Raw genomic sequence first — 22,350 nt, 5'->3', positions numbered from 1 at the left:
TATCTAAACAACCTATGACCAATATTGCAAAAGTTGTTGAAAAAGTTGTTGCAGAATATTCTGAAGAAAAAAAAGCAGAGGTTACTGATTGGATACTTAAATTGGGTATTCGGCCTGATGACCCCTTGTTTAACCTATACGCCGAACTAGGTACAACCCAGTTTGCGTTGCAGCAGTTACCAGGTAGGCTGGACTCGCTTATGGTTGGTTGGACTGATATGGTAGACGATAAGCTTAATAGTGCTTCTAAGGTGGCTATACACCAACAAAAGAGTGCGATCGCAGAAGCGGCGAAGGATTTAGTTAAGATGACTAAGCAAGGTGGTGGGGTTTTGCCTCACTTCGATGTAAGTAATTGGCGATTGGCACAAGTAGCCGGGGTATTGGGTTTTGTACTAGCTTTAGGGACTGCAATTGGTGTTTTTACACACAAGACCATCGCTGGAAGTGTAACTTTTCAGCAGGCAGCTTCTGGATCTGCCATCTTACAACCCGAAGATAAAAAGCTTCTGGATTGGGCTAAATCCAATGAAGGTAAGGTAGCGCGTAGTATTTATGTTAAAAACGCCGCCATCATTAAAACTTGCCGCCAGCAGAAGAAGTATTCAGGTGGCTGCATAATTGCAGTTGATTAATTTTCTAAGCAACCCAGCCTTTGTATCCCTTATTACTCGTTTTAGCTATATCTTTTTGACTTTTTTGGTTAGTTTTGACTCTTGCGTGGGTTTCTTGAGTAACTTCTTCTTCGATTTTCATGTCTGTAAAGCTGAGGATTCCCAGGCGGATTGCTTCGCGGATAGCGTTTAACCTATCTTTGACTCCTAACTTGATAAATGAGTTATGTAGATATGACCTTACTGTACCTTCTGAAACATACATTACATTGGCAATTTCATTATTTTTCATGCCTCCGGCAGCTAATTTAAGAACTGTTATTTCTTTATTAGAGAAATCACTTAATAAATCTAGTGTATTTCTATCGGGTGTCTCATTTAACCTGAGACTATCAATTAGAATGCGATTAATAGTTGGGTCAATCCATGATTCATTATTGTACGCAGCCATTACTGCTTCAACGAATCTTTCTCCTACTTCTTCTCTAACACTATTTTTACAGTAGTAGCAGTCTGCGCCATTACTAATTGCTGCGTTAATGGTATCTCGACTGCTATTTGCAGTCATAACCACGATTTTAATCGATGCGTGTTTGGATTTAATTACATTTATTACATCAATGCCATCGATATCAGGTAAATCAATATTTATAATTACGATATCTGGCTTTTCTGTGTCAACAATTTCTATTCCTTGCTTTCCGTATTTGGCAAGGCCACAGACTTGGATTTTCCCAGTTTCAGATAATATTGTTGCCGCGCCAATCCTAGATATGTTCTCATTTTCAATGATGACAACATTAATAGGTTTCATATTATATGCTTTTTTGGTTTGGTATTGGTATTGTCCCTGATAATAATACTTATAGCACTTACCTTTTTTAGAATTTTTAATCTTTACAATTACTATAAAATAATTAGCTTATTTAAAATCTTTATTATTATTTGTAAAAACTTTACAAACTTATTGGGTAGTTTATGTAGTTTTCATTAAGCAATCTATTTACTAGATGACTTTATTTATCAGTCCTGCTTTTAATAGTTATCAGCGAATTGATGGAGGAATAAATAATTTTTTATGAAGAGCGATAAAATTTTAGGATGGATAGAAAAGATTATTGTTTGGTCTTTAATAGGGATGCTATGTTTGGTCGGGTTAGGCAGATTGCCTGTTAACCCGACGAGTTTGTTTGACTTTACTGCGTCTTTTTACTATTTTGCTGTTGCGGTTGTTATTTGTCCCAAGACTCCACTGAGTTTTAATAAAAAGCTGATTTTTGGATTTATAGCTTTTATGTATGGTGTGTGGTATGGGTTGATTTAATCTAGTTCTTTAGCAGAATCCTGGTTTTTGAATTGTTTTTGACTCTGTTCGCGGCGTGCTTGTTGCTCATTGAACAGAGTCTTGAAACGTTCAAATTCCTCTTTGGTGAGATTATTAATGGTGATAGAGTACTCTTCTGAGTTATTGTCACGAGATGCCAAGAGTGCTTCTCGACTTTGTTCGGAATCAGGCAAATTTCTATCAAGGTTAAGAGTTTGCGAATCTTCTTCTAATTTTATACTTGCAGTATATTCTTCACTTTTATAAATAATACCTTGTGTCTCTTTATCTGATTTTCCAAATATATCTAAGCGGTCTAAAATTACAGGAATAACAAACTGTCTAATTTGAGAATCTGCGGTAATAGATTGTACTCTATTTTCTGGACTCTCTTCTACTGGGTTGCCATTATTGTCGTCATTTTTATTTGTGGGGTTTTTTATAACCTCTGGTTCAATTGTGGTTCCTGTGAACTGGCTTGCTTCGGCTTGTAAAGTTGACTCTTGATTAACTTGATGAACAAAAGTGATAGGTTCAAGTTCTGTAGAGTTTACTTTTGCTTCATCTTGCACTACTTCACTGATTCTGTTAATTTCCGAATTCAACTTTAGCACAGCCTCTTTTGTTTCCTCAGCAGTTGGAGGCTTTTTTGCAGATTCTTCAAATTTATCATCAGGGATGTTAAGCTGTTTGATCAATTCTCTGAGGAGACTAGCTTGCATAGCTGGAGTTAAACCTTCTACTGGAAGTTCGATTAGTTCTTTCATACTAAAATTACCTCTCTACTAAATCTTTTTTGACATCTTTGAGAGCATTATCGATACGGGAATTCATGAGTTGAAAGTCCTGTAATGTTTCATTACTGATGTTACTTACTTGGGTTTTTCCTTCTTTAATATATAATAATATGTTGTCATGTTTATCTTTAACTAAGTGAATTTTGTCTTGGGCTTTTGTAGCAATTTGGGATTTTTCTGTTTGTACTGACATAATGCCATTGATATCTTCCTGTCCAATGATTTTAACTAAACTTTGGGCAAGACTGGTCATTTCATTAATTTTTTCTAGCTCCTTAATATCTTGCTCCATTGCCTTAAAAGCGTTCTCAAGACTGATATTTTGTTTGATGTATAAATCAGTTATCTCCTGAATTATATTGAGATATGTTTCTGATTTACCGAGCTTTTCAGCTGCTACATACCAGTCTTGAAGATTTTGCATTGTATTAGCTTTCATCCGCTCGATAATGCTATCCATCGCTCCAACCTGCTGCATTCTGGGTTGAGAAGGTGATGCGAGTGCTTGGTCAATATTTGGTTGTTGGCTTTGTTGTGGAGGGAAAATGCTCTTGTCTTTAGCAATAAACGAGTTATGTAATACTTGTGTATTGGAAGAAATAGTGTTAGTAATAATTTTGGTATTTTCTACAGAATTAAATACAGCGTATCCTTGGGAAGTTTGTTCTACCTTGTACCCTTTTTCTTGAAGGTAATTTTGAACTAATTGGTCACTTCCTTGTGCATTTCCAACTATGAAAGAGCTTTTCGCTTCTATTGCTTTATTAAGTAAAGGTTTGTAGTGATTTTCAAAAGTTTGAGCAATTCGCTCGCTTGTCACTCCGCGCCACGGGCCAGACCCGGATACCATAATGATGTCGTCTTTCGAGTAATTTCCTGTGTTGGCGCGTTCTCCCCATGCTTGCTCGTAATTCCGAGTGCTTGAAGGTGTCTCGGGGGGCGCAGCTGATTTACCGATAAACTGGGTAGCTATTTGTGCCATCGCAATATCTTTTTTCATGTGTTCAGCGACGGCGGCGTTTATGGGTTCGAGTTGGGATAGTGGATTTGTTAGCGGCCGATCAGTCTGTTCGGATTTTTCCTGCTGAGTTTGTACTGTAGTTTGTTGTGACTTTTCAACTACATTGGTGTATGCTTCGCTGAGGGCTTGAATAAATGCGGATTCTTTACCCTTACCTTCCCACTGTTTATCCTGGGCGTTAGTTATATTGGTGAGGCAGTGCGTTGTGGGGGTTCCCCCCGTTGTAGCAACTGCCGTACAGTTTTCCAGCCACTCACCTCCTCCGCGTTTGGCGATCGCCTCAGTTAGCCGGGGGTGTTGCTCCAGTTTAGCCTGAAGCACTTCTACCATTAACTTGTATTCATCAGCTGATGGATGCAACTGCTTTTGGTGATTAAATGCGTGTTCGGCGGATGCGTATGCTAGTCCTTCAGGTTTTTGGACATGGGTTTCTACTCCATACTGTCCAGCAGGGGCTTCTGGATTATTATTGACTGAAACTTGGTAATCGTTTTGTAGCTTGCCTTGTTCTTTTGCGAGTGCAGTGGCAAGGCTGAGTGCTACTCCAAGTCCATCTTTGGAGTCGGGGCTGATATTTATCGGGGTGACAGTTTGTTTTTGGATGGCTGGGAATGGAATAATTTTGCCATTGACATAATCCCCTAGCGGCTCCATGAATAAGCCATATACCTGACTCTTACTCGCCTGGGTTTGGGTAAGTTCTTTCGGTGAATGCTTTTCCCATTTCGCCCAGGCTTGCTGGTAACTTGGATCTTGAATCATTTCGGGGGGAATTTTGTACTGCTTACCCACCCGGAAAGCAACTTGCTCGCCGTTTTTACCTTGGGCGATCGCAATATCTCCCTCTTTGACACCATAAGTTTTTTGGTAATCTACACCTCTGGTGGTGTGTATCCTACCGTATCCGCGCATGGCATCAATGGTTGTATCGACTGGTACTTTGGAAGGTTCGCCGTGCAGATGTAGCGAATAAACCATTGGTACTGGTTTTCCAGATATAGTCGGGTTGTCTGGAATCTGAGGGTTAGCAGCGCGTGCCGCAGTGGAATTCCCAATAGCGATAATTTCTTCTACAGTTGTTTGGTTTAAAGGGTGTGAGGGAGTATTTTGAGCAACTTCTCTGAGGCTTGTATAGCTACGTTCTACTTTAATTTCTCCCCCAGGTGTCCACTCGTTAGTTTTGATGGTAAGGTCGCTGTTGCTTTGGACTATCGCACGAGGAGGTTGGTTTGAGGCGAGTAAGTTTTCAAATTTTTGGCGAACGCTGTTTTCTCTGCCCAGGTCATTTTTAATTGACCAGATGTTGATAGACCATCTGCCAGCCTCAGTATTGAGGGCAGCGTGTTCATTCTTGCAGTTAAAGCGGGTTACTGTACCCGACTCAAGTTTAAATTCTTGGTATGGTGCGTCCTGATTCTCCTCCCTAGTCCATGCCATTCGTTCCTTTGCAGCGCGATACCCCCAATCAGAATTTCCGATATTAATGCTGCGGGCTTCCGTCGCGGCGTAGGAGTCATCGCGGTGGTAGTTGATGCCAGCGCCGGGGTTTTTGGAATAAGTTACCAGCACAATATCAGCGTCAGGATATACTTGTTTGACAAGTTCCATTAACTTGTTGTCCTGTACCCCTGGCTTGAAGTCTTTATCCTTCAAATCCCATTTTGCACCGACCCATGCGACTTGTCTCAGTAGTGCGTAGTTGGATTTATCGTTTTCAAGTACGGGTTTGAGGTGGGTTTCAAGGTGCGATCGCAATTGTTCTACTTTTTCCTCGCTTACCTTACCCAATATTTCGATAGCTTTAGTTGGATCGGCTTGACGCGAGTTGGGTAGTAATATTGGTTGATTCTTAGCTTCTGATTGTGTATCTGTTACTACTTGTATCTCAGCTGCGTTTTGATAGACTTGTGAAATTCCTGCAACTGTGGCGTTAGTATTTGATTGAGTGTTAGTTGTATTCTTTTCTGGTACAGCTTTCGCAGGAATAATTGGTACTGGAGAATCTTCTTGATTAAGCTCTCTGGGACGGTTAAGTAGTGCTTGTAGAGTTGTTTTGTACTCACTATCTTCTGGAATTTGGTTTAATTGTAAAAGACTACCTTCAGTTGCAACTTTTTGATTTAACTCTGCACTAAGCTGTTCGTAGCGGTCAAATCCATCAGCTTCACCGATATTAATTGGTTCTCCAAGTAAATTATTTAGTTCTTCGTTTATTTTTTCACTAATCTCATTTTTATTAAAAATGAATGTAGCTGTGTTACTCTCAATAAAATAATGATTTTCAGTAGATTTTGATTCTAGCCAAGTAGCTACAGCGATCGTGTCTTGTGCGGGAACAACTAATCCGAGAGCTTCTTTAGTTTCTAAGAGCGATCCATCTGGAGAAGTATATTGTTGGTTTGGGTTATAAAAATATGCAGTTTGTTCTGGAATGATTGGAGTGATTTGTGAAGGTGTATCTGCGCTCTTGATATTACCACCAGCACGGTCAATAAATGTTTGTTTTAATTCCTCACTAATGGTACTTTCATCGAGTACGAATACAGTCATACCTTTTTTGGCTTCTAACCGAGCTTGTGATCCGGGAAGCTGTTCGTATGATACTCCTACTTTTTCTAGATATTTTTTGGTTTTTCCGGCTATATGTTCATCAACTGCTAATCCTAAAAGCCCTACTAATTTTTGTTCTTTATCTTGGAATATGATTGTAGGACGTTCGTTAATTTTACCGAGTATTTGGTTACGTTTTTCTTGCTGTTCGTTTCTGACAGGTTTCTCATTACTGATAAGCTGACTGCGCTTAACCCATTTGTCGGGATACTGTACTGTTTCTGGATTAATAGTTATTTTACAGGTACTTTCATTACTGATAATCTGTACAGGGATACTAGTTCGTTGTTGGTTTAAGCGGATAATACCCGTATCAATTAGTTTTTGTACAGTGCTACTTTCTTTCCTTTGCCACTGTCTTTGTACATTCTCTCTATTTAAATCGGCTTCGAGGCGTTCACTATGCTGACCAATAATGCCGAGTGATTGGTCGCCAATTTTAGCAATATAAACGTGCTTTTTATCAAATGCCCGAACTAAAGTTTCTTTAAATGCTTGGTTGCTAATCTCCTGTTTTTTGTACTTTGGATTAGTAATATTAATTCGTAAAAAATTTTCCTTAGATGTCTCTGCTATTGCATAGGCATTTTGTCCGGTGATGATGGTTTGAATTTTAAGCTGTAACTGTTGCCCATTACCGGGTTTTTCTGCTAGCCAACCTTCAGCAATACCCTCTTTGATTGATTCCTTATCAATGTTCCCTAGTTTCTCAGGTTTATTACCATTTTGAAGATAAATGCTATAGTCTTCACGAATAAGATCAACTTTTTCGATTGTTAACATTACAGGTTCATTATTGAACCTCTGGGAATTTCCAAACTTATTAACTTCACCTACTTTAAAGGTAAGTTCTGGTAGTCCGGGTACTTTGGTTGTAACAGAGGTGGTATATACTTCCCCTTTTTCAACGCTAGCAATAGCAGTAGTACCAATTGGTAGTCGTGCGTTACTTTGTTCTATATTTCCAAATGTTTCGTAATTACCTTCCTGATTCTGGAGTTCAATGACACTTTTTCCATCTTCAGCTAGATTAAATCGAATATTTTGAGGTTTATTTTCATGAAATAATTCACTACTTCTGTCGAAGCCAGTGATACTAAACTCGTTAAATCTGAAATACCATCGCTCATGTGGATGGCGATTTCTTCAAATTCTGGCTGACTGCCATCTTCCTGGTAAAAAGATTGTTTTTTGAGTTTAACAGTTGGATCGTAAGCGTTTTCAGGCAGATTGCGCTCCCTTGCCTCGGCAGTGAGGTTTGGATATCTGCTTGCCCGCTCGAAGCCAATACAATCACCATCGTAGTCGCGTGCCTGACGCTCTTGTTCGGACTCTTGAGGAAGAATTTCTAGTTCATAACCAGCTGACTTTAGTTCTGAAATATACTCATTAAATTTGTTGGTAAACTCGATTTTGTCTTTAGTTTGGAGCTTGTTGATATTTTGATCTAAGTAATTTTCAATACCTTCTAACTGAATATTTTTACTTTGAGCTTCTGAGAGGATAGATTTAATTTGCTCGTTAAGGCGGTTATAAATGCGATCGCTTGTTTCGTCCGAGACAGCGATCGCACCTAAGAGAGGTTTACCATCAGGCCCAAGGATTTCTTCTACAACTTTGTTAGTTGAGACGCACAGACCATTTGAGTTGAGGAAAGGGGAACGGAAGTTGAGAACTTCTTCCCCGCCTTGATAATGCGGGATGCAGATTTCCCCATTTTGCAAGTCTTTGGAGGGAATGACCATTGCCCGCTCAAATGTGAGTGTCTTGCCGATGGCGATTTCTTTCCACTCGTTTTGGACGAACCGGGCGAGTTCGCGCTGTACTTTCTCAGTTTCAAGAAGTTGACCCTCTCCTTGCAGGTCAGCTTTGATAAGTTTGTAAATAAACGAGTCAGTAGCAATGCGATCGCCTACGGCGGGCGCTCCCGCGCCATCGCGCAAAGCTTCTAAATCTTCTGCTACTGTTGGATCTTCTGCTGCTTGTTCTTCTAGTGTGGTTGCTTGTTCTTCAAGAAAGGTTTTCCGCTTCTCGTACTTTTTGCAGTAAAGTTGTGCAAGTTGCCGGGGGTCGTCCTGTACTTCCTTAAGCTTTTTGGCTTCAAGTTCTAGCTGTTCGGTAAAGTCTTTCAGTCCGTTAGGGAATGAAGCGAGTAACTGGGAGATAGCTGTTTTACCGAGTTCAGATTGTGATTTTTCCCCTAGCCAGATATTTTGCCTGTACAGTCCAGGTTGAATTTGGGGCTTGCTTGGCCCATTAGGGTTGTCTTTATCAGTTCCCTTGAATGCAGATAAGGGAAGAATTAAGTCAATTTTAGTTGATTTGTTGGGATCTGAATAATTGAGGATTTGGTCAAGGTTTGCAGGTCGTAAAGTACCTTTGCCAAAGCGGTATTTGTTATCGTCTCCGTCTTGGTCAGTCCAGCCGAAGCGGTGCTGAATTACTCGATATTTATCACCTTTTTGATGCTTGGTTAATTCGTGATATAGGTCTGTGGATATTTGCCCGTAACAGTCTCCTGTTAGCCGATATGCTTGGTTCTTGTTAATAACGTCACCATTTTTACCATTACTGTCATCAACAATTAGAATATTTAACTCTTTATTGACGCTATTTTTACACGAACCGAGAAAAATAGATCCGTAAGCACCTCTATCTTTGTTATCAGGGCATAATTGTTTAATTGTATCTAGACATTCTTCCGGCCCATATAGCAACCGTGTTTTTGATGATAATAATAATTTGTGATCTTCAGGATGATTAATTAATTGTTCCACAGTAGACTTTTCGTCCATATGCCCGAACGAAAAGTTAACCCCAGGAAAGAAATGTTCTATTAAGGTATTATTAAGTTCTTCTTTTAACAGTGAATCTGGATTAACCGTATTACCATCTGTATGAATCCACTGATTTAACCTAGTGTCAAAATGTTTAGCTTGAATTGTCATATATAAACAATTAAACTTATAAATTTAAATATAAATTTTTACTTTTTGGCACTAAAATACCCTTAGAGCTTGATTTTACTTTCTCTATATCGGTAATTTATTAAACAATTTTCTAATTTCTATTTACAAAATGAATGTAACTGTTAATACAAGTTAATGTAATTATTACTTAGGCTATGGCTCCTGAAGACCTATTCGGCGTGATCTCAAAATTTAAGTATGAAAAAAATATACAAACTTCTCAATTACTTCTTGCTTAATGCTAAATCAGTAGTAACATTCTTAATGTTTGCCATTGTGCCGATGTTTGTAGTTTGAGAGAGAAAGCTAAATTAGTGTGGCAGCAGGTTGATAATTTTATGTCTACCTAATTTTTTACCCTTCTGTAGTTTTTCAATTTGGAACTGTCCTTTGTTCTAGCTATTATTTTTATTTAAAGTAACCAGAACAAAGTGGCTTGACATACAAAGCTTGACTTCTCAGTATACTGAGCAAGATTCAAGTAGGATTCCTATATAAAATAGATAATCTTGTATAGTGCTGTAGACGTTCTGCGTAATATTTGGCTTTAAGTTGGTTCTCTAACTCTTCCAATTTAGATGATTTTATAGGTTCTAAACCTAAATAATTATGATATGCCTCATTAGCTTCATTAAGAACACCATGAGATTGATATGATGCTTCGTTTTTAACCATAAACTCTATCAAGCTTTCTATAGTGTCACCCTGCCAAGAGTCTAAAATCTTATCTTGAAATCTTCCTCTTTTAGTCGATGTGGCATCATTCCATAAATCACCAAAGGGTGCATCTTGATTTTTAAATTGTTTGAGCCATTCTCTAAAACTTATGGTCATTTTTCATTTCTCCCTAGTCGGTTTTTAGCCTGTTGGCATACCTATCAGAGCAATTCGATCGTAACCGTCACAGCGTACTGGTAGATAAAGCAGCTTTACAGATAAGATAATCCTGTATTTCAGTATCTATATTTTGTGGCAGTAATGAAGTAAATTTTCCCTTTTTGCTGGTTTTATGAGTCGATGGGTATAATTTCATCACTGTTGAAAACTTCAACTGTAGCATTTGGACTGTTCATATCTGTGGTTTGTTCGAGTAGGCGTGTTGCTTCCTCAAGCAATGTGCTTGCGTTGTGAAGCAGTGTTCGCACTTGGGTTAACTTGTTCCGCCGTTCGATACCAAGTTGTGCTTCTATATACCGCGCATCATGCTGATGACTGAGATGAATTACCCGTACTTCTTGTTCTTTCTCTGAAGGTGCAAACATTGCGTTTTCGGCGGTTAATTTATAGTACGAGTACGTACCACTCGGCCGTTTGACATTGTAGATGTGGAGTTCGCAACCAGGTGGCGCGATGTACTGTCCGTCGAAGTTGGTAAGTCCAGTACGAATATTATCTAATGTGGTGGCGATCGCCTCAATGTCCGGGATAACACTTAACGATTCTGGTGATTGTGGGCAACCGCGCCTCATCAGCATCATGATAGCGGCAGAACGACGGGTCAGGCGAATTTGTTCTTGATACTGGCGCATTTGTTCTTCCCGAATACGAACAAGTTCGAGTTCTTCATCGGGGCTTAGTTGAACCGCACTCCCACAGGTTTTGTAATTTAAGCAGTCGCCAGAGTCTATGCCTGGGTATTGCATCATACTGGCACAGTCAAATCCAAGTCCGCATTTTTTCTTAGGCATAGCTTACATCCTTTAGTTCTAGTTACTTTTATAATTTAATATAGCTAGAACGAGGTAGAGTTATTTCCTATGGGGTTATGTGCAAACCCACAGAGATAAACGATATTAGGATTTTTTCACCTGAGTAGGATATGGTTTGTACGAAGTATTCAAATTTGAACACTTCGTAAAGACGATAGTAATTCCCAACAGCTTTTTACCCACAGTCATAGAGGCACTGTGGATTAAGTTTTCTCTACCAACAGATTTACTATTGCTCAATGCCTCTTTGCGATCGCGATTTATTCATTAACGCTTGTTGGCTAAAGATACGCAAGCTTTCAATCTGCTCGATTTCGTTTGTTGTTAGTCGAGTTGGTATCTCTTCGTACCAGTTTCCCTGACTATAGCAGGTTTGCATCACAGGAGTATTATCCCCATGACGATAAACAGTCAGAATATTGCCATCTAAACTGGCACTCAACTCCCGTCCTTTGATACGGGAATTATTGGTAATAAGCATATAGTCAGTGATTGTAGAAGGCAGATGTTTGAGGTTAGAAGGGAGAAGGTTAGGAAAAAAGGGAGTAGGGGAAGATTGCTCTTGCAGGATTTGTTGAGCAGTGGATAGACGGTTTTCTTCTGAAATATCCTGTTGTGGGTGCTGTTCCTTCAGATCCGGCTGTACTTTTTTCTTAACCTTATTTGCTTCCGACGTGGATTTATCTTCTAATTTTGGTTGTATTATCGAAATCTTATCTGGATAATTACTATTTAATACTTTTGTACTCCCAAGTGTTTTGGAGTTACTATCGGTATCGCCATTACCATCACTTGTACTGCTGCTAGTAGGTTTATCAGCATACAAGTACTCATTATTACTTATAGTATTAATATTTATGCGGTTAATTGCTCTGGCTTTAGCTTGTTGAATTACTTCCTTATCTTTCTCTTGGTCGTATGTTATTCCGTATTCAGACAGCAGTTTGTTCCAACTATAGGGTTTGTATACTTGATAACCAGCGATTTTCACATCATTATGGATGTAGGTAAAGCCTAGTAGTTCCTCCCCCCGCATTTTAGGCAATACCCCAATGTTGTTTTCCTCCAAGCGTTGAATGAAGGTGGAGACAGTGGGACTATCCTTGATGGCTTCTCCTATTGCTTGGCGAATAATTTCCTTACTTGTTGGGGTTTTGTGCTTACTGTTGACTGCTCTAATACTTTTCGAGCGGTTGGGGCTGGTGAGTGCAGTTATGCCATACTCTTGCTGTAACTTAGAGGCGACGGCTTCATTCGTTGTCGGTGTCACCTCTAACCCTAGTTCCGCCGCGATGCGTCTAGTTGAGACTTGGGAGTTGAAATAATCATAGGAATCATTAACTAAACTGCCATCTAACCGAATTCGGGAGGCGATTATATGCAGGTGTTCGTGGTGGCGATCGTGGTGGCGTACTGCAACGAACTGACTCGTAGCTGCTACAGATGATTCTTCCTTGGGCAGGTATCCCATATCCTTGAGATATTCTCTTGCTACATAGCTGTATTGACTGTCCGATAAATGCTCATGATAGCTGGGGCGGTGTGCTATTGAGATAATCAGGTGGGCACACTGCCGTTTAACTGCTTTTTTGGTGTACTTGATGTTGAGAAACTGCTGGTTGAATTCATCGGGGTTTGTTCCCATCATATTAGTATCGACAATCCCAGCATCATCTTTCCCCAAGACATACTTGAGCGTGTCGAGAAAATTGGGTTTTTTATAGATGACGGGAATCAAATTGAGGGAGTTGAAAGTGGGGGATATAGAACCTGTAATGCCTTATTTATCTTGGCTTGAGGGTGATTTATCTAGAACGTCTAGGTTAAATGCAGCTGCGATAGTCTGATCTACGAGTGCGATCGCATTATTGACAGTATCCAAAATTTGCTGGTTATTTGTTTCCTTCGCTAAGTGAGATAACATCATCAGTTCGCTTTTGAGGGTTCCAGCAGTAGCGCGGATAGTTATCAAGTCGGCAGACGGTTTTGCCGTTAGTACCCGTCTTAACCCACAGGAACGTAAATACTCAGATGCAGTTACCCCTGTGGCGATCGCTTTCTCTTCAATGGTAATTTTCTCTTTCTCAAAGAGGTATACCTTGATGGATTTGGTTCGCTTTATGGAGTTACTTACCATACCTTGTTTCACTGCGGGACTGAGTGGCATAGTTGGAGACTGCACTGAGGGAGTTGGGGATAACCGGAAATCTGACAACAGTGTATGGTCTCAATTGCGGACAATATCGCTGCTATTTTTGGTATAAACTATACTTGATTTAGATGCCGCCAGTGAGAGTACTGTAACTTGTGATAATACAAGGTAATATCTTATGGTTCGTCTTGTAACTGACACTGAAGCCGTAAACCTTGTTTTTAATGATGCAATTGTTGGGTTGTAGAGATTGTATGGTTATGTCGCCAGCGTGCGAACCGACAGGTCGGCGCTTCGCTATCGCGTAGTGGGTGCTATCCATTATCGTGAATTAAATTATACGTAATTACAATTATCTATAGGTATTATTTTTTCAATCTGTTTATTTATCAAACAGTAAATATATTACAAAAGTAGCATTTTGTGATACAAGATAAGACGATTGGTATTAAAGGCACTGTCAATTAATCTAGTTTATTGATAATAACCTTAGTGATAAAATGACCCTACTAAACATACCTTGTCTTAGTGACAGGACTGTACGGCGACAGCAATGGTCTGTAGTGGAATGCGACTGAAGTAAATGCTTGTGCAGAGCGGGCTGTGGGGTTCTATCCTAAGTTGATTAACTTCGACGTAATGCTGAAATAATTGGGTTAATTTGCCCTCAGAATACCTCAATTATGGGGATTGTTAGAGTTTATTTTTCAGCTAATTATTTATTTTGATTGACAAAAATCAAACCCAATTTCACTTAATTGGGGTAATTAGTGTGTCAATTGGGGTAGTTCGGAGTAAATACGGGGGTGAGTTCTCCTTCCGTATGGTTAAAGTAAGAGTATTGACAAATAGCTTACTGGGAAGCTTGATTTGCACGTTATATAGAAGAGAAGTTATGGCAAGAGCGAGTAAGCCAGCTGATTCGGTTGAGTTGGCGCGTATCATGCGGAATAAAGATATGGAGGATGGGATAGTGATTAGCTACCTCCAGTCAAAGAAGCGAGGGCAAACTGAGTTAGTATGTGAGGCGCTGCGGGCGTATTACCTACCGTTTGCGCTATCTGCTGCGGGGGTATCTGGTGTTGAATTGCAGTCAGCCCTCCATGATGCGATCGCGCAACTTGAAGTTCAGATAATTAAGATGAAACGGACGTTTGGGATGGAGGGGTTGCCCCAGATAGTTCTTGTTAATCCTCATAGTGGAGTTTTCTCGCAGGGTGCAAGTGGCTTACAACCAACAATTGGAACTAACGGAGTAGGAATAACTCCTGTTTCACCTAATTTGGTTCCTCCTTCGGTTTCTTTTTTTGATGCCACTGAGCCAAGTCCTGTCTCGTTACCTGTTACGGCAGAACCAGTGGGATCAAATGTTGTGGGAGAAGATTCCGAAGATGATGGGTTCTTTAATGATGATGAGGATGACCCAATTGCTAAGGCAGAAATAGAAGTTGATGCAGGATTTCGTCTGGAGTGAGGGGATTATAAGGATATCGGTGGTTAGGTGTTGGAGAAAAGCATACTCTCTACCTTTGCTTGTGATACTTGCGTAAGTCCTGTGCTTGTCCTGTTTGTCGTTGTGGGCAATATCTCCTGAAGTGCGATCGCGTAGCGGGCGCTGTTGCCAGGAAGTGCTTTGCACCTCTCCACTGGGCGCATTTAGAAGGAGTTTTTCCTCAAGCACCTGCACTGCATTCCTCAAAGTTTCTATGAAACCATTTCAGCCATACATTTGGCCAAAACTCTCTCTTTGGTTGAGGGTATCAACAGTATTTGACCGAACTGGAAAGGCGATCGCATTCTAGTTTTAGAAGTGCGATCGCCTAGAATAATCACTTCATATATTTCATCTGTAAAAGCTGCGATCAAAAATTTGACAGCAAAGCAAATGTGTAATTAACCCCATTTGACATACCTTGTTATCGTACAAGACTGCACAATTGCGATACTTTTTAGTGGGGTAATTGTGGGGATGGTTGAGGTAATACGGGGTGTGATGATGACAATCGCATTGTTTGAATTACAGGCAAAAAGCTAATTTTGTTTAATAATTCAACTTTTAGTTGATACAGAATTTGGGTGTGATTGGGGTAATTTAGTCATAATTTAGGAGGTGTTTTGATCAACGGGTATTAAAGTAATATTAGTTACTTTGATATACTTAGGATTTACGGTTTTGATTTGGTATTAGTGCTATGGAGGTACTTCAGTTAGCCCCGTGGCAATTTGAACTTGGTTGCTGGCAGTTTGCAGTGGACTTTCTGCTCAATGGAGTTGAGTATGAATGCTGTAGCGCAATCGAAGAACATCGCCGTAATAGTTTTTTCTCTACGCACTTTGTATGTAAAAAAGCTGTTAAACCCTGTAAAGAAAGTGTTTTACACCACAGTATTTTTCCCATTTCGGTTAAATTGGGAACGATAGTAAAAGGTAATAAAAGATAAAGATATGCCCAAAACTAAGGAGAAAACAGACGTAAAAAAGGTAGTAATTACGATTGACATGGGTGCAAGTAAAACCAAGGCGATCGCTCAGGAGTATCCAGAGGGAAAGCCTGTTGTTTTACTTTTCGACTCAGAAGTAGCAGATATTGCTAAAGCTTCGATTGAGAGCGTTCAACAAGAAGGTAGTCCTGAATCTCGTATTTGGGTAGGAATAGGTGATGAGTATTGCGCCTTGGGAGAGCTTGCCCGTCGTCGATTTGGGGGTATATCGCAGCTGAAGGAGCTAAAGTACGAACTAGCAGTCCCTAAAATTTGTGGTGCATTTTGGCTGGCTAAGGAGAAGTTGAACCTGGGTAATGATGTTGCAGCTTACTTGAGCATTCTGCTACCGCCCGGTGAAGTGCAAGACAAAGAACAGTTACAAGTGCGGTTGAAAGATGCGTTTCGAGGATTTGATACACCAGCAGGTAAGATGCGGGTAAAAATGCTTCGTTATGATGCAGCTTCTGAGGGTAGTGGGATATTTTTTCACCGTAGGCGATCGCTTGGCAATAATATGCCTGCTTCTATGTATGTAATGCTTGGTTATCGCAACGCAAGTATTTTCACCTTTCGCAGTGGTTCAATTGGTGCGGGAATAACCAGCAATTTTGGTATGTCTTGGCTAGTGAATAATTTTACTTCCAAGACATCGGGACTAAGCCCTGATAATCCCAATATTATCGATGTGTTGGTAGAAGCTGGAGTTAGTTGTGACTCCCAGGTGATGCAGAAACTCTCACGCAAGCGCAAAAGTGATGAAATTCAACTTGATGGCGAGTTGATGTCCAAGGCTTTATTGCTTGCTAGAGATGAATATTGGCGTGCGATCGTCAGGTGGTTGCGCTCGAAGATGGATGAGGATATTGAAGAACTGGTGTTTTGCGGAGGGACTGCGGATTACATTCGTCCAGAAATAGATGCTTACTTCCAGAAAGAGGGAATTAAGGTATCCTGGCACGGTAATATTTTTATACCTGATGAGATATCTTCCGGTATTGGCAATCGGATGGCGGATGTCTGGGCGCTCTACCAGTATATGATTATTCAGTTTGATGAGTTGACTGGTTATACCCGCTTTGAGGTTGTAGTGCTAACTAAATCCGCTGAAGATAGTACAAATAATGCAGATGAAGAAGTTAAACGTAAGTATAATTTTACGCCTTGTGAGCGACCTAGTACCTTTATTGCTGTGAACGAGAATGTTTGATTAGCTCAGAAAAAGTAGTGTAGTTACAAGAACTGCAACTACACTTCTGGGATGCTTTTTACGTAACTTCTCAATAACCACTGCATGAATGAGCCGATTACTCGTGGTTAGGTGAGAATAGCTAGTTCTAGGGGGATTGAAAATAATTCCTTGTTGGCAGCGCCCCTTTCTATAATGACATCAGGTAGATAGAGAATATTGTTATCCCGCTTCAATCGAGTACACTTTGAACAAAGACTGTTGTTCAGCGTAGAATCTTCATGGCAAGGTGGTTATATTATGTCAACAGAAGATTTTTCTTCTCAATAAGCTCAAAAAAGTCGCATTAATAGCTGCTGGTTGACACAGCTTTAAAGGTTGAAATCACATTAGAATTATGCCGTTGGTTTTTATACTCAATAACCAGCTTGCACAAAGGCAATAATGCTTTCCTACGGAACTATTAGATTGAGCAAGTGCTGAGTGAATATCTCTTGGACGGGGTATATTTCTTTTTGTGTACAATTCCACAATAGGCAATCTGTGTAGCTAGGTCGATAGTACTTGCAGTCAACCTCTGTGTTGATAGCAATCCTTGTTAGAGAAATCAGAAAAATGATATAACATTATCTCAAAATTCTTCGCACAAACTGATATAACGTTATCTCATGACTGGAGTCGGAAATATAGTAATCAAGAAAGAGAAAAAATTATGCCTGCCAATTTGACCCTTTCGATTGAAACAAACGCTGGAGGAGTGGCAAAAAGTACTATTTCATACAATCTTGCGTATGAATTGGGTGTTCGTGGCTATTCAGTGGCACTATTAGACATCGATCCTAACGAATCATTGACATTATTTTGCGGATTGGGAGAATTTAAAACACAGGGAACAATGGCTAATGTTTACCATCCAGACTTCAATGGGAACTGGCCTTTAGTTACAGCTTGGCAAGGTAAGATTGACAAAATTCAAGTTTGTAAAGGCGGAAAAGAATTACACGAAACAATTCGGGAAGTTTCAAAGGATCTGCGTGGAGCTTATACTCTTGCAGATCGGTTGAGTGATTACCCCTTATCTCACGATTTTGTAATTATCGATTGTCCTGCAACATTGGAGCCTTTACCACTGACTGCTCTTGCAGCTTCTAGCCACGTGTTAATTCCAATTCAACCTGAATACAAAGCTTCTCAAAGTGCTGCGGCGATGATTGAGTGGTACTATTTCAACTGCAAGCGGCTGAGATTGAAACCGACTCCGAAAATATTAGGTATAGTTCCTACTCGTTGGAAAAGTGATTGGGGAGCGCATAGAAGTATTGTTGAGGAACTTCCCCTAGTCTGTAAGAATTTGGGAATTCAGTATTTTAGCCCAATTCGAGAATCAGCGGATATTCTTAATGCTTCTGGTAGAGGGCTACCTCTGGGAATTTACAGACCCGGCAAAGAGGCAAGAGGAGATTTTCTGCCAATTGTTGATGCACTAGTTCAAGAACTTAAGCTAATAAGAGGTTGATCGATGACAAAATTAAACAAACCGAGTGTACTTGGAATGTTTGCTTCTGCTGCTGATTCACAACAGATATTTGAGCTTGAAGAACGAGTAGAAGATTTACAGGCAGAGATTACAAGATTAAAAGATGAAGAAGCACAGGGAAAGCTTGCTGAAGAAGAACGTACAGTTCTCAATCAAACTATTGAAGACCTACGAGAACATTTGAAAGCATCTGGAATTTTTAAAATTCACTATAGTGAAATAAAACCCAATCCGAAACAAGCAAGGCAAACATTTACTTCGGATAGTATTCGGAGTATGGCTGTTTCAATTAGAGAGGAAGGGCAACAACAGCCGATTATCTTACTACCGGGAAATCTCATTTTTGATGGAGAACGGAGATGGAGATCAGTTGCAGAAGAGTTACAGCCAGAAATTGAAACACTGGATGCAGTGATGCTTCTCAAAGAACTTTCTGAAGAGGAATTACATGCACGCACTTTATTAACTAGTCTTCACCGAGAAGGCTTGAATGAGCTAGATTTAGCCGAAGGTTTGATTCAACAGGCTAAGTTAGCTTTGGAATTTGAACAGGAAGAAGTAGTTAGAGCACTTAGGAGAGCAATAGCTAGATTAAACGCAAAAAAACTTTTGCCCCAATTAACTGAATTGGTTATTTTAACTAGAAAAGAGCAGTCAGAAGGCATTAAAGAATTTAATTTAGACGAAATAGAACAAAGTATTCTTCTGTTGTTACTACGTTTTCAACAAAATCCAGCATCAGTAGATGCAAATGTCTTTCCTTGTTTACGGCTTTCAGAAGACTTAAAAATTGCGATTAGACAATCAGGACTTGGTGCAAACCATGCCCGTTCACTCCAAAAACTAAATTCTAAAAATTTAAAAGTTGAAGAAACTAAAGCTCTTAAAATCCGACAAGATGCTACATCACAAGTTTTGCAAGAAAGGCTAACAGTCGCTCAAACTCGTTTTTTAGTTGCCCAAACTATTGCTGAACATGCTCCTGAAACAAAACCTAAACCAAGTCACCAAATCAGTTCTCTAATTCGAGATGTCTCAGCAACTAAGATCGAAGATATCCAGAAAGAGCAACTGACAGATTTATTGGCTGTATTAGAAGCTAAGGCAAAAGAGATTCGGAAAAAGTTGGACTAATACTATCTCGTCCGACTTAGTTCCCTGAATCGGAGATGTCCATGTAATCTGTGAGTGCCTATCTAAACTACCCAAATGGCTTTCGCCTGAATCTCGCAGAGTCAAACCAGAATTATCAGCGGAACGGTTTCAGCATGTGAGATTTCTAGACTGCGACAAAGCAGTGATCCGAATTATATTTGAGTGCTGGTACTGCCAACAGGAGATACTTTGTGAGTTTACGGGTGAGCCTGTAGTTGGAGAATATAATGGACGGACTTCAATCATCCAAGTTAAAGTTCAATGCCCCAACTCTGAGCAAACTGCTATTAGAGTGAGTACGGGAGAAGTGCTTTCTACAATAGCGATTCCTTCTCCTTGGACATAAATAAGTTTTCAAGAAACCAAATAATCTTTAATCTGGTCTTGCTCACCTCGTAAAGCTTTCATTCCTTGTCCATGAGCAGAGCGTACCTTGGAATGACTCCTCTTCAATCAGATCCAGAAATTCCAGGTTACTCCAGCGACATTTTTTAGCTACCGCAACCACTAATCGGAGGTTGGCGGTAATCATTTTTTGTTTAGCCAGCTGACCAAGCTTTTGGATTTGGGTTAACTGTGCTTCTGTTTTATTTACCTCGGCAGCTAGTTCAGCCCTAGTTGGGGAACGCTCTAGTCGTTGCACTTGAGAATCGTTTTGCTTATCAAGTTTTGCATTGACCTTACAAGTCTTGTGTAGATAATCTTTTACTCTGGTAATAGCCTTGGAAAGCGACCAATTTCTCGTAGATAAATTCCAGCTGTATCAGATATAGGGCTAGACATCTTACGGGAAGCTAATTTAATAACAAAGACATTGACAGGAGAGTATAAATCAAACAGTCAACCATTTTAGAGGATGTAGGGAACCAACGTTTTGAAACGCGGGATTGAAGCAAGGACGCTTTGTATTTCGCGCTATGCGTCTCGAAATAAATATTTTTTTAAGTGGGCTTTAGATCCACAACTAAAGTTTTTTATTCCTTCTTCTCTATTTTTCTTGTAAGTTAATTTCTACTGCGTTGATAGATAAAGATTTCAAAAATTGCTCATGGGGGCTATATGGGGGCTATATGTACCCCAAGAATAGATTAGAACTTCGATGAAAATTTGACACCTATATGGGGGCTAAATAGGTGCTAAGTGGGGTATAAAATGTTATTTAAGCAAATGTACCCCACTTAGCCCCCAAGAAGTTATGATAAGCTCTTGAGGTTAGAGAAGGAAGGGGCAGAGTTCTGGAGAAAGACTCATAGCAAGTTATTCTTCTCTCCCCTGCTTTCCTGCTCCCCTAGATAATCTGAACAGATAACTTTCAAAAATCAAAACGTATTGACTTGATCCCTATGTCAAACATTCACGCCTTGCAAAAAATTTTTCCTGCTGGCTTTGATAACGGTTACGGAAGTCTCAAACTTTTAGTCGAAGGGTTTGAAGTTGTTCGTGTCCCCAGCTATATTTCCACAGCCGACATGGAAGATGTACCAGGGAGGGTAGTTTTTAACGGTAGTGCCTATACAGTTGGAGAATCAGCTTTCCGTACAGGTTATCATTTTGACCGGAACACAGACAATAATGAAAATAAAGTCAATAATGCGTTGTTGACATTATTGGGTGCATTGGCACATCTCCCACACCGTAAGGCTTGGCACTTAAAATTAGTTGTCAGCTTACATGATGTTGGTCTGGCTAACGAATTACAAAAAGTACTCAATGGAGAATATCAGCCAATACTTGCTGGCAAGCAATCAGAAGTAAAAGTAGAAGTGCTGAAAGTTGTACTAGAGGGTATGGGTGCATTGTTTGGGCATCCACTACCCAAAAAATTAACCATTTTAGACTTTGGCAATGGAACAACCCTGTATTCTCGTTACAACCGGGGTCAACGAGAAGTTCACACCGCCTACCCCATCGGTGTAGAAGTTCTCATTGATGATATTTCCCAAAAAATGAAACATTTAAATGGCGGAAAAATCGGAGACCCATCCAAAATCCGATTTTGCCTGGAAATGGGACATACCAAGTACAGTCGTGACATCGATATAAAAGATGTCTACAGCGCAAGTTTGAAAGATTGGTATGAAAAATACTTGAAGAAAGTGGTGAATATGACACTTGATGCCAAGCACCAAGGGGATGAAATCTGGGCGATAGGTGGAGGCTGCCTGTTACCAGGATTTAAGAAGCTATTAGAGAAGAACGGTTTCAAAATTCTGGATAATCCGGTAGAAGCTAATGTTTTTGGGCTTCTAGAAATGGCAAAAACCATTACGAGCAAGAATTCACCAAACACATCTGGGAAGTGAAGTTATAACAATGACAGATAAACAAGACTTAGCTCCGGTAAAAATTCGGCTCAAAGAAAACTACCGAGAACGCATATTTGCAGAGTCCCAACAACTAGGTAAAAGTTACCTGGAGACGCTTTATTTTATTATTGATTGCTATTTTGTTTTCATAAAGGCTGGATTAGCCACACAACAAGTAGCTTTCACGCCGCTTACTACTAACGAAAATAGACTCCAGCAGCCAATTCCCCAACCATCTACAGACCAAAAACTAGAAGATCCTGATGGCGAAACATTCAGTCTTGATTTTGAATTATAACCGTCAGATGAAGTTGGCAACGGTAATTCCCAACCCGTAGGGGTAATTATGTCAAAAAAGTTTGAAATCTAGCTCTTGTGTAAGTATTTTAGGATTTATGTACTATATAAGATGAGTTGATGTCAGCGATTTTACCAAACAGTAGATTTTTATTCTGGATTTCTATAAAAAAATAATGCCAGTACTAAC

The 22,350-nt window shown here is 39.9% G+C and carries 19 protein-coding genes; 9 read left to right on the top strand and 10 right to left on the bottom strand.

Features of this window, described 5'->3' with window-relative positions:
* Positions 1–14 precede the first annotated feature (14 nt).
* The gene (locus tag RMY16_RS01305) at positions 15–635 is read left to right on the top strand and encodes a DUF6753 family protein (RefSeq protein ID WP_322734841.1); all 621 of its coding nucleotides are present in this window, start codon (positions 15–17) and stop codon (positions 633–635) included.
* A 4-nt stretch (positions 636–639) separates the two neighbouring features.
* On the opposite strand, the gene RMY16_RS01300 is transcribed toward RMY16_RS01305, so the two are convergent.
* On the bottom strand, positions 640–1,428 hold the full coding sequence (locus RMY16_RS01300) for a response regulator transcription factor (protein WP_322734840.1): 789 nt from the start codon (positions 1,426–1,428) through the stop codon (positions 640–642).
* 264 nt (positions 1,429–1,692) lie between these two features.
* Here RMY16_RS01300 and RMY16_RS01295 point away from each other — a divergent pair, with 264 nt between their 5' ends.
* A complete protein-coding gene (locus RMY16_RS01295) occupies positions 1,693–1,938 on the top strand; it encodes a hypothetical protein (RefSeq protein ID WP_322734839.1) in 246 nt (81 codons plus the stop codon).
* On the opposite strand, the gene RMY16_RS01290 is transcribed toward RMY16_RS01295, so the two are convergent.
* From RMY16_RS01290 to RMY16_RS01260, 7 genes are all read right to left on the bottom strand, one after another.
* Positions 1,935–2,705, bottom strand: a complete 771-nt coding sequence (locus tag RMY16_RS01290; RefSeq protein WP_322734838.1) for a hypothetical protein — start codon at positions 2,703–2,705, stop codon at positions 1,935–1,937. The genes RMY16_RS01295 and RMY16_RS01290 overlap by 4 nt on opposite strands.
* A 7-nt stretch (positions 2,706–2,712) precedes the next feature.
* A complete protein-coding gene (locus RMY16_RS01285) occupies positions 2,713–7,149 on the bottom strand; it encodes a hypothetical protein (RefSeq protein WP_322734837.1) in 4,437 nt (1,478 codons plus the stop codon).
* Positions 7,150–7,391: 242 nt separating this feature from the next.
* Complete coding sequence (locus tag RMY16_RS01280; RefSeq protein WP_322734836.1) at positions 7,392–9,314, bottom strand: hypothetical protein; 1,923 nt, start codon at positions 9,312–9,314, stop codon at positions 7,392–7,394.
* 498 nt (positions 9,315–9,812) lie between these two features.
* On the bottom strand, positions 9,813–10,169 hold the full coding sequence (locus tag RMY16_RS01275) for a hypothetical protein (RefSeq protein WP_322734835.1): 357 nt from the start codon (positions 10,167–10,169) through the stop codon (positions 9,813–9,815).
* A 173-nt stretch (positions 10,170–10,342) separates the two neighbouring features.
* Positions 10,343–11,023, bottom strand: coding sequence for a hypothetical protein (locus RMY16_RS01270; protein WP_322734834.1), 681 nt, complete (start codon positions 11,021–11,023; stop codon positions 10,343–10,345).
* A 250-nt stretch (positions 11,024–11,273) separates the two neighbouring features.
* Positions 11,274–12,782: a relaxase/mobilization nuclease domain-containing protein gene (locus RMY16_RS01265; protein ID WP_322734833.1), complete on the bottom strand. Its 1,509-nt coding sequence runs from the start codon at positions 12,780–12,782 to the stop codon at positions 11,274–11,276.
* Positions 12,783–12,824: 42 nt separating this feature from the next.
* A complete protein-coding gene (locus RMY16_RS01260) occupies positions 12,825–13,211 on the bottom strand; it encodes a plasmid mobilization protein (RefSeq protein WP_322734832.1) in 387 nt (128 codons plus the stop codon).
* An 880-nt stretch (positions 13,212–14,091) separates the two neighbouring features.
* On the opposite strand from RMY16_RS01260, the gene RMY16_RS01255 reads away from it, so the two are divergent.
* Positions 14,092–14,670, top strand: coding sequence for a hypothetical protein (locus RMY16_RS01255; RefSeq protein WP_322734831.1), 579 nt, complete (start codon positions 14,092–14,094; stop codon positions 14,668–14,670).
* A gap of 230 nt (positions 14,671–14,900) precedes the next feature.
* Here RMY16_RS01255 and RMY16_RS01250 read toward each other — a convergent pair whose 3' ends face one another.
* Positions 14,901–15,062 (bottom strand): hypothetical protein, encoded by a 162-nt coding sequence (locus RMY16_RS01250; protein WP_322734830.1) that lies wholly within the window; start codon positions 15,060–15,062, stop codon positions 14,901–14,903.
* A 579-nt stretch (positions 15,063–15,641) separates the two neighbouring features.
* On the opposite strand from RMY16_RS01250, the gene RMY16_RS01245 reads away from it, so the two are divergent.
* The 4 genes from RMY16_RS01245 to RMY16_RS01230 all read left to right on the top strand — a co-directional run bounded on the left by RMY16_RS01245 (position 15,642) and on the right by RMY16_RS01230 (position 19,903).
* Positions 15,642–16,886, top strand: coding sequence for a ParM/StbA family protein (locus RMY16_RS01245; protein WP_322734829.1), 1,245 nt, complete (start codon positions 15,642–15,644; stop codon positions 16,884–16,886).
* Between the two features lie 691 nt (positions 16,887–17,577).
* A complete protein-coding gene (locus RMY16_RS01240; RefSeq protein ID WP_104901806.1) occupies positions 17,578–18,381 on the top strand; it encodes a ParA family protein in 804 nt (267 codons plus the stop codon).
* 3 nt (positions 18,382–18,384) lie between these two features.
* Positions 18,385–19,536, top strand: coding sequence for a ParB/RepB/Spo0J family partition protein (locus RMY16_RS01235; protein ID WP_322734828.1), 1,152 nt, complete (start codon positions 18,385–18,387; stop codon positions 19,534–19,536).
* Positions 19,537–19,699: 163 nt separating this feature from the next.
* Positions 19,700–19,903, top strand: coding sequence for a hypothetical protein (locus RMY16_RS01230; protein ID WP_322734827.1), 204 nt, complete (start codon positions 19,700–19,702; stop codon positions 19,901–19,903).
* 42 nt (positions 19,904–19,945) lie between these two features.
* Here the strand turns inward: RMY16_RS01230 and RMY16_RS01225 are convergent, their stop codons facing one another.
* Complete coding sequence (locus RMY16_RS01225) at positions 19,946–20,200, bottom strand: hypothetical protein (protein WP_322734826.1); 255 nt, start codon at positions 20,198–20,200, stop codon at positions 19,946–19,948.
* A 700-nt stretch (positions 20,201–20,900) separates the two neighbouring features.
* On the opposite strand from RMY16_RS01225, the gene RMY16_RS01220 reads away from it, so the two are divergent.
* Positions 20,901–21,860 (top strand): hypothetical protein, encoded by a 960-nt coding sequence (locus tag RMY16_RS01220; protein WP_322734825.1) that lies wholly within the window; start codon positions 20,901–20,903, stop codon positions 21,858–21,860.
* A gap of 10 nt (positions 21,861–21,870) precedes the next feature.
* Positions 21,871–22,161, top strand: coding sequence for a hypothetical protein (locus RMY16_RS01215; protein WP_029631541.1), 291 nt, complete (start codon positions 21,871–21,873; stop codon positions 22,159–22,161).
* Positions 22,162–22,350: the final 189 nt, after the last annotated feature.

It is taken from the genome of Nostoc sp. DedQUE12b, from assembly GCF_034530835.1.
In the GTDB taxonomy this organism is placed as follows: domain Bacteria; phylum Cyanobacteriota; class Cyanobacteriia; order Cyanobacteriales; family Nostocaceae; genus Nostoc.
This window is presented reverse-complemented; position numbering and strand designations above follow the sequence as displayed.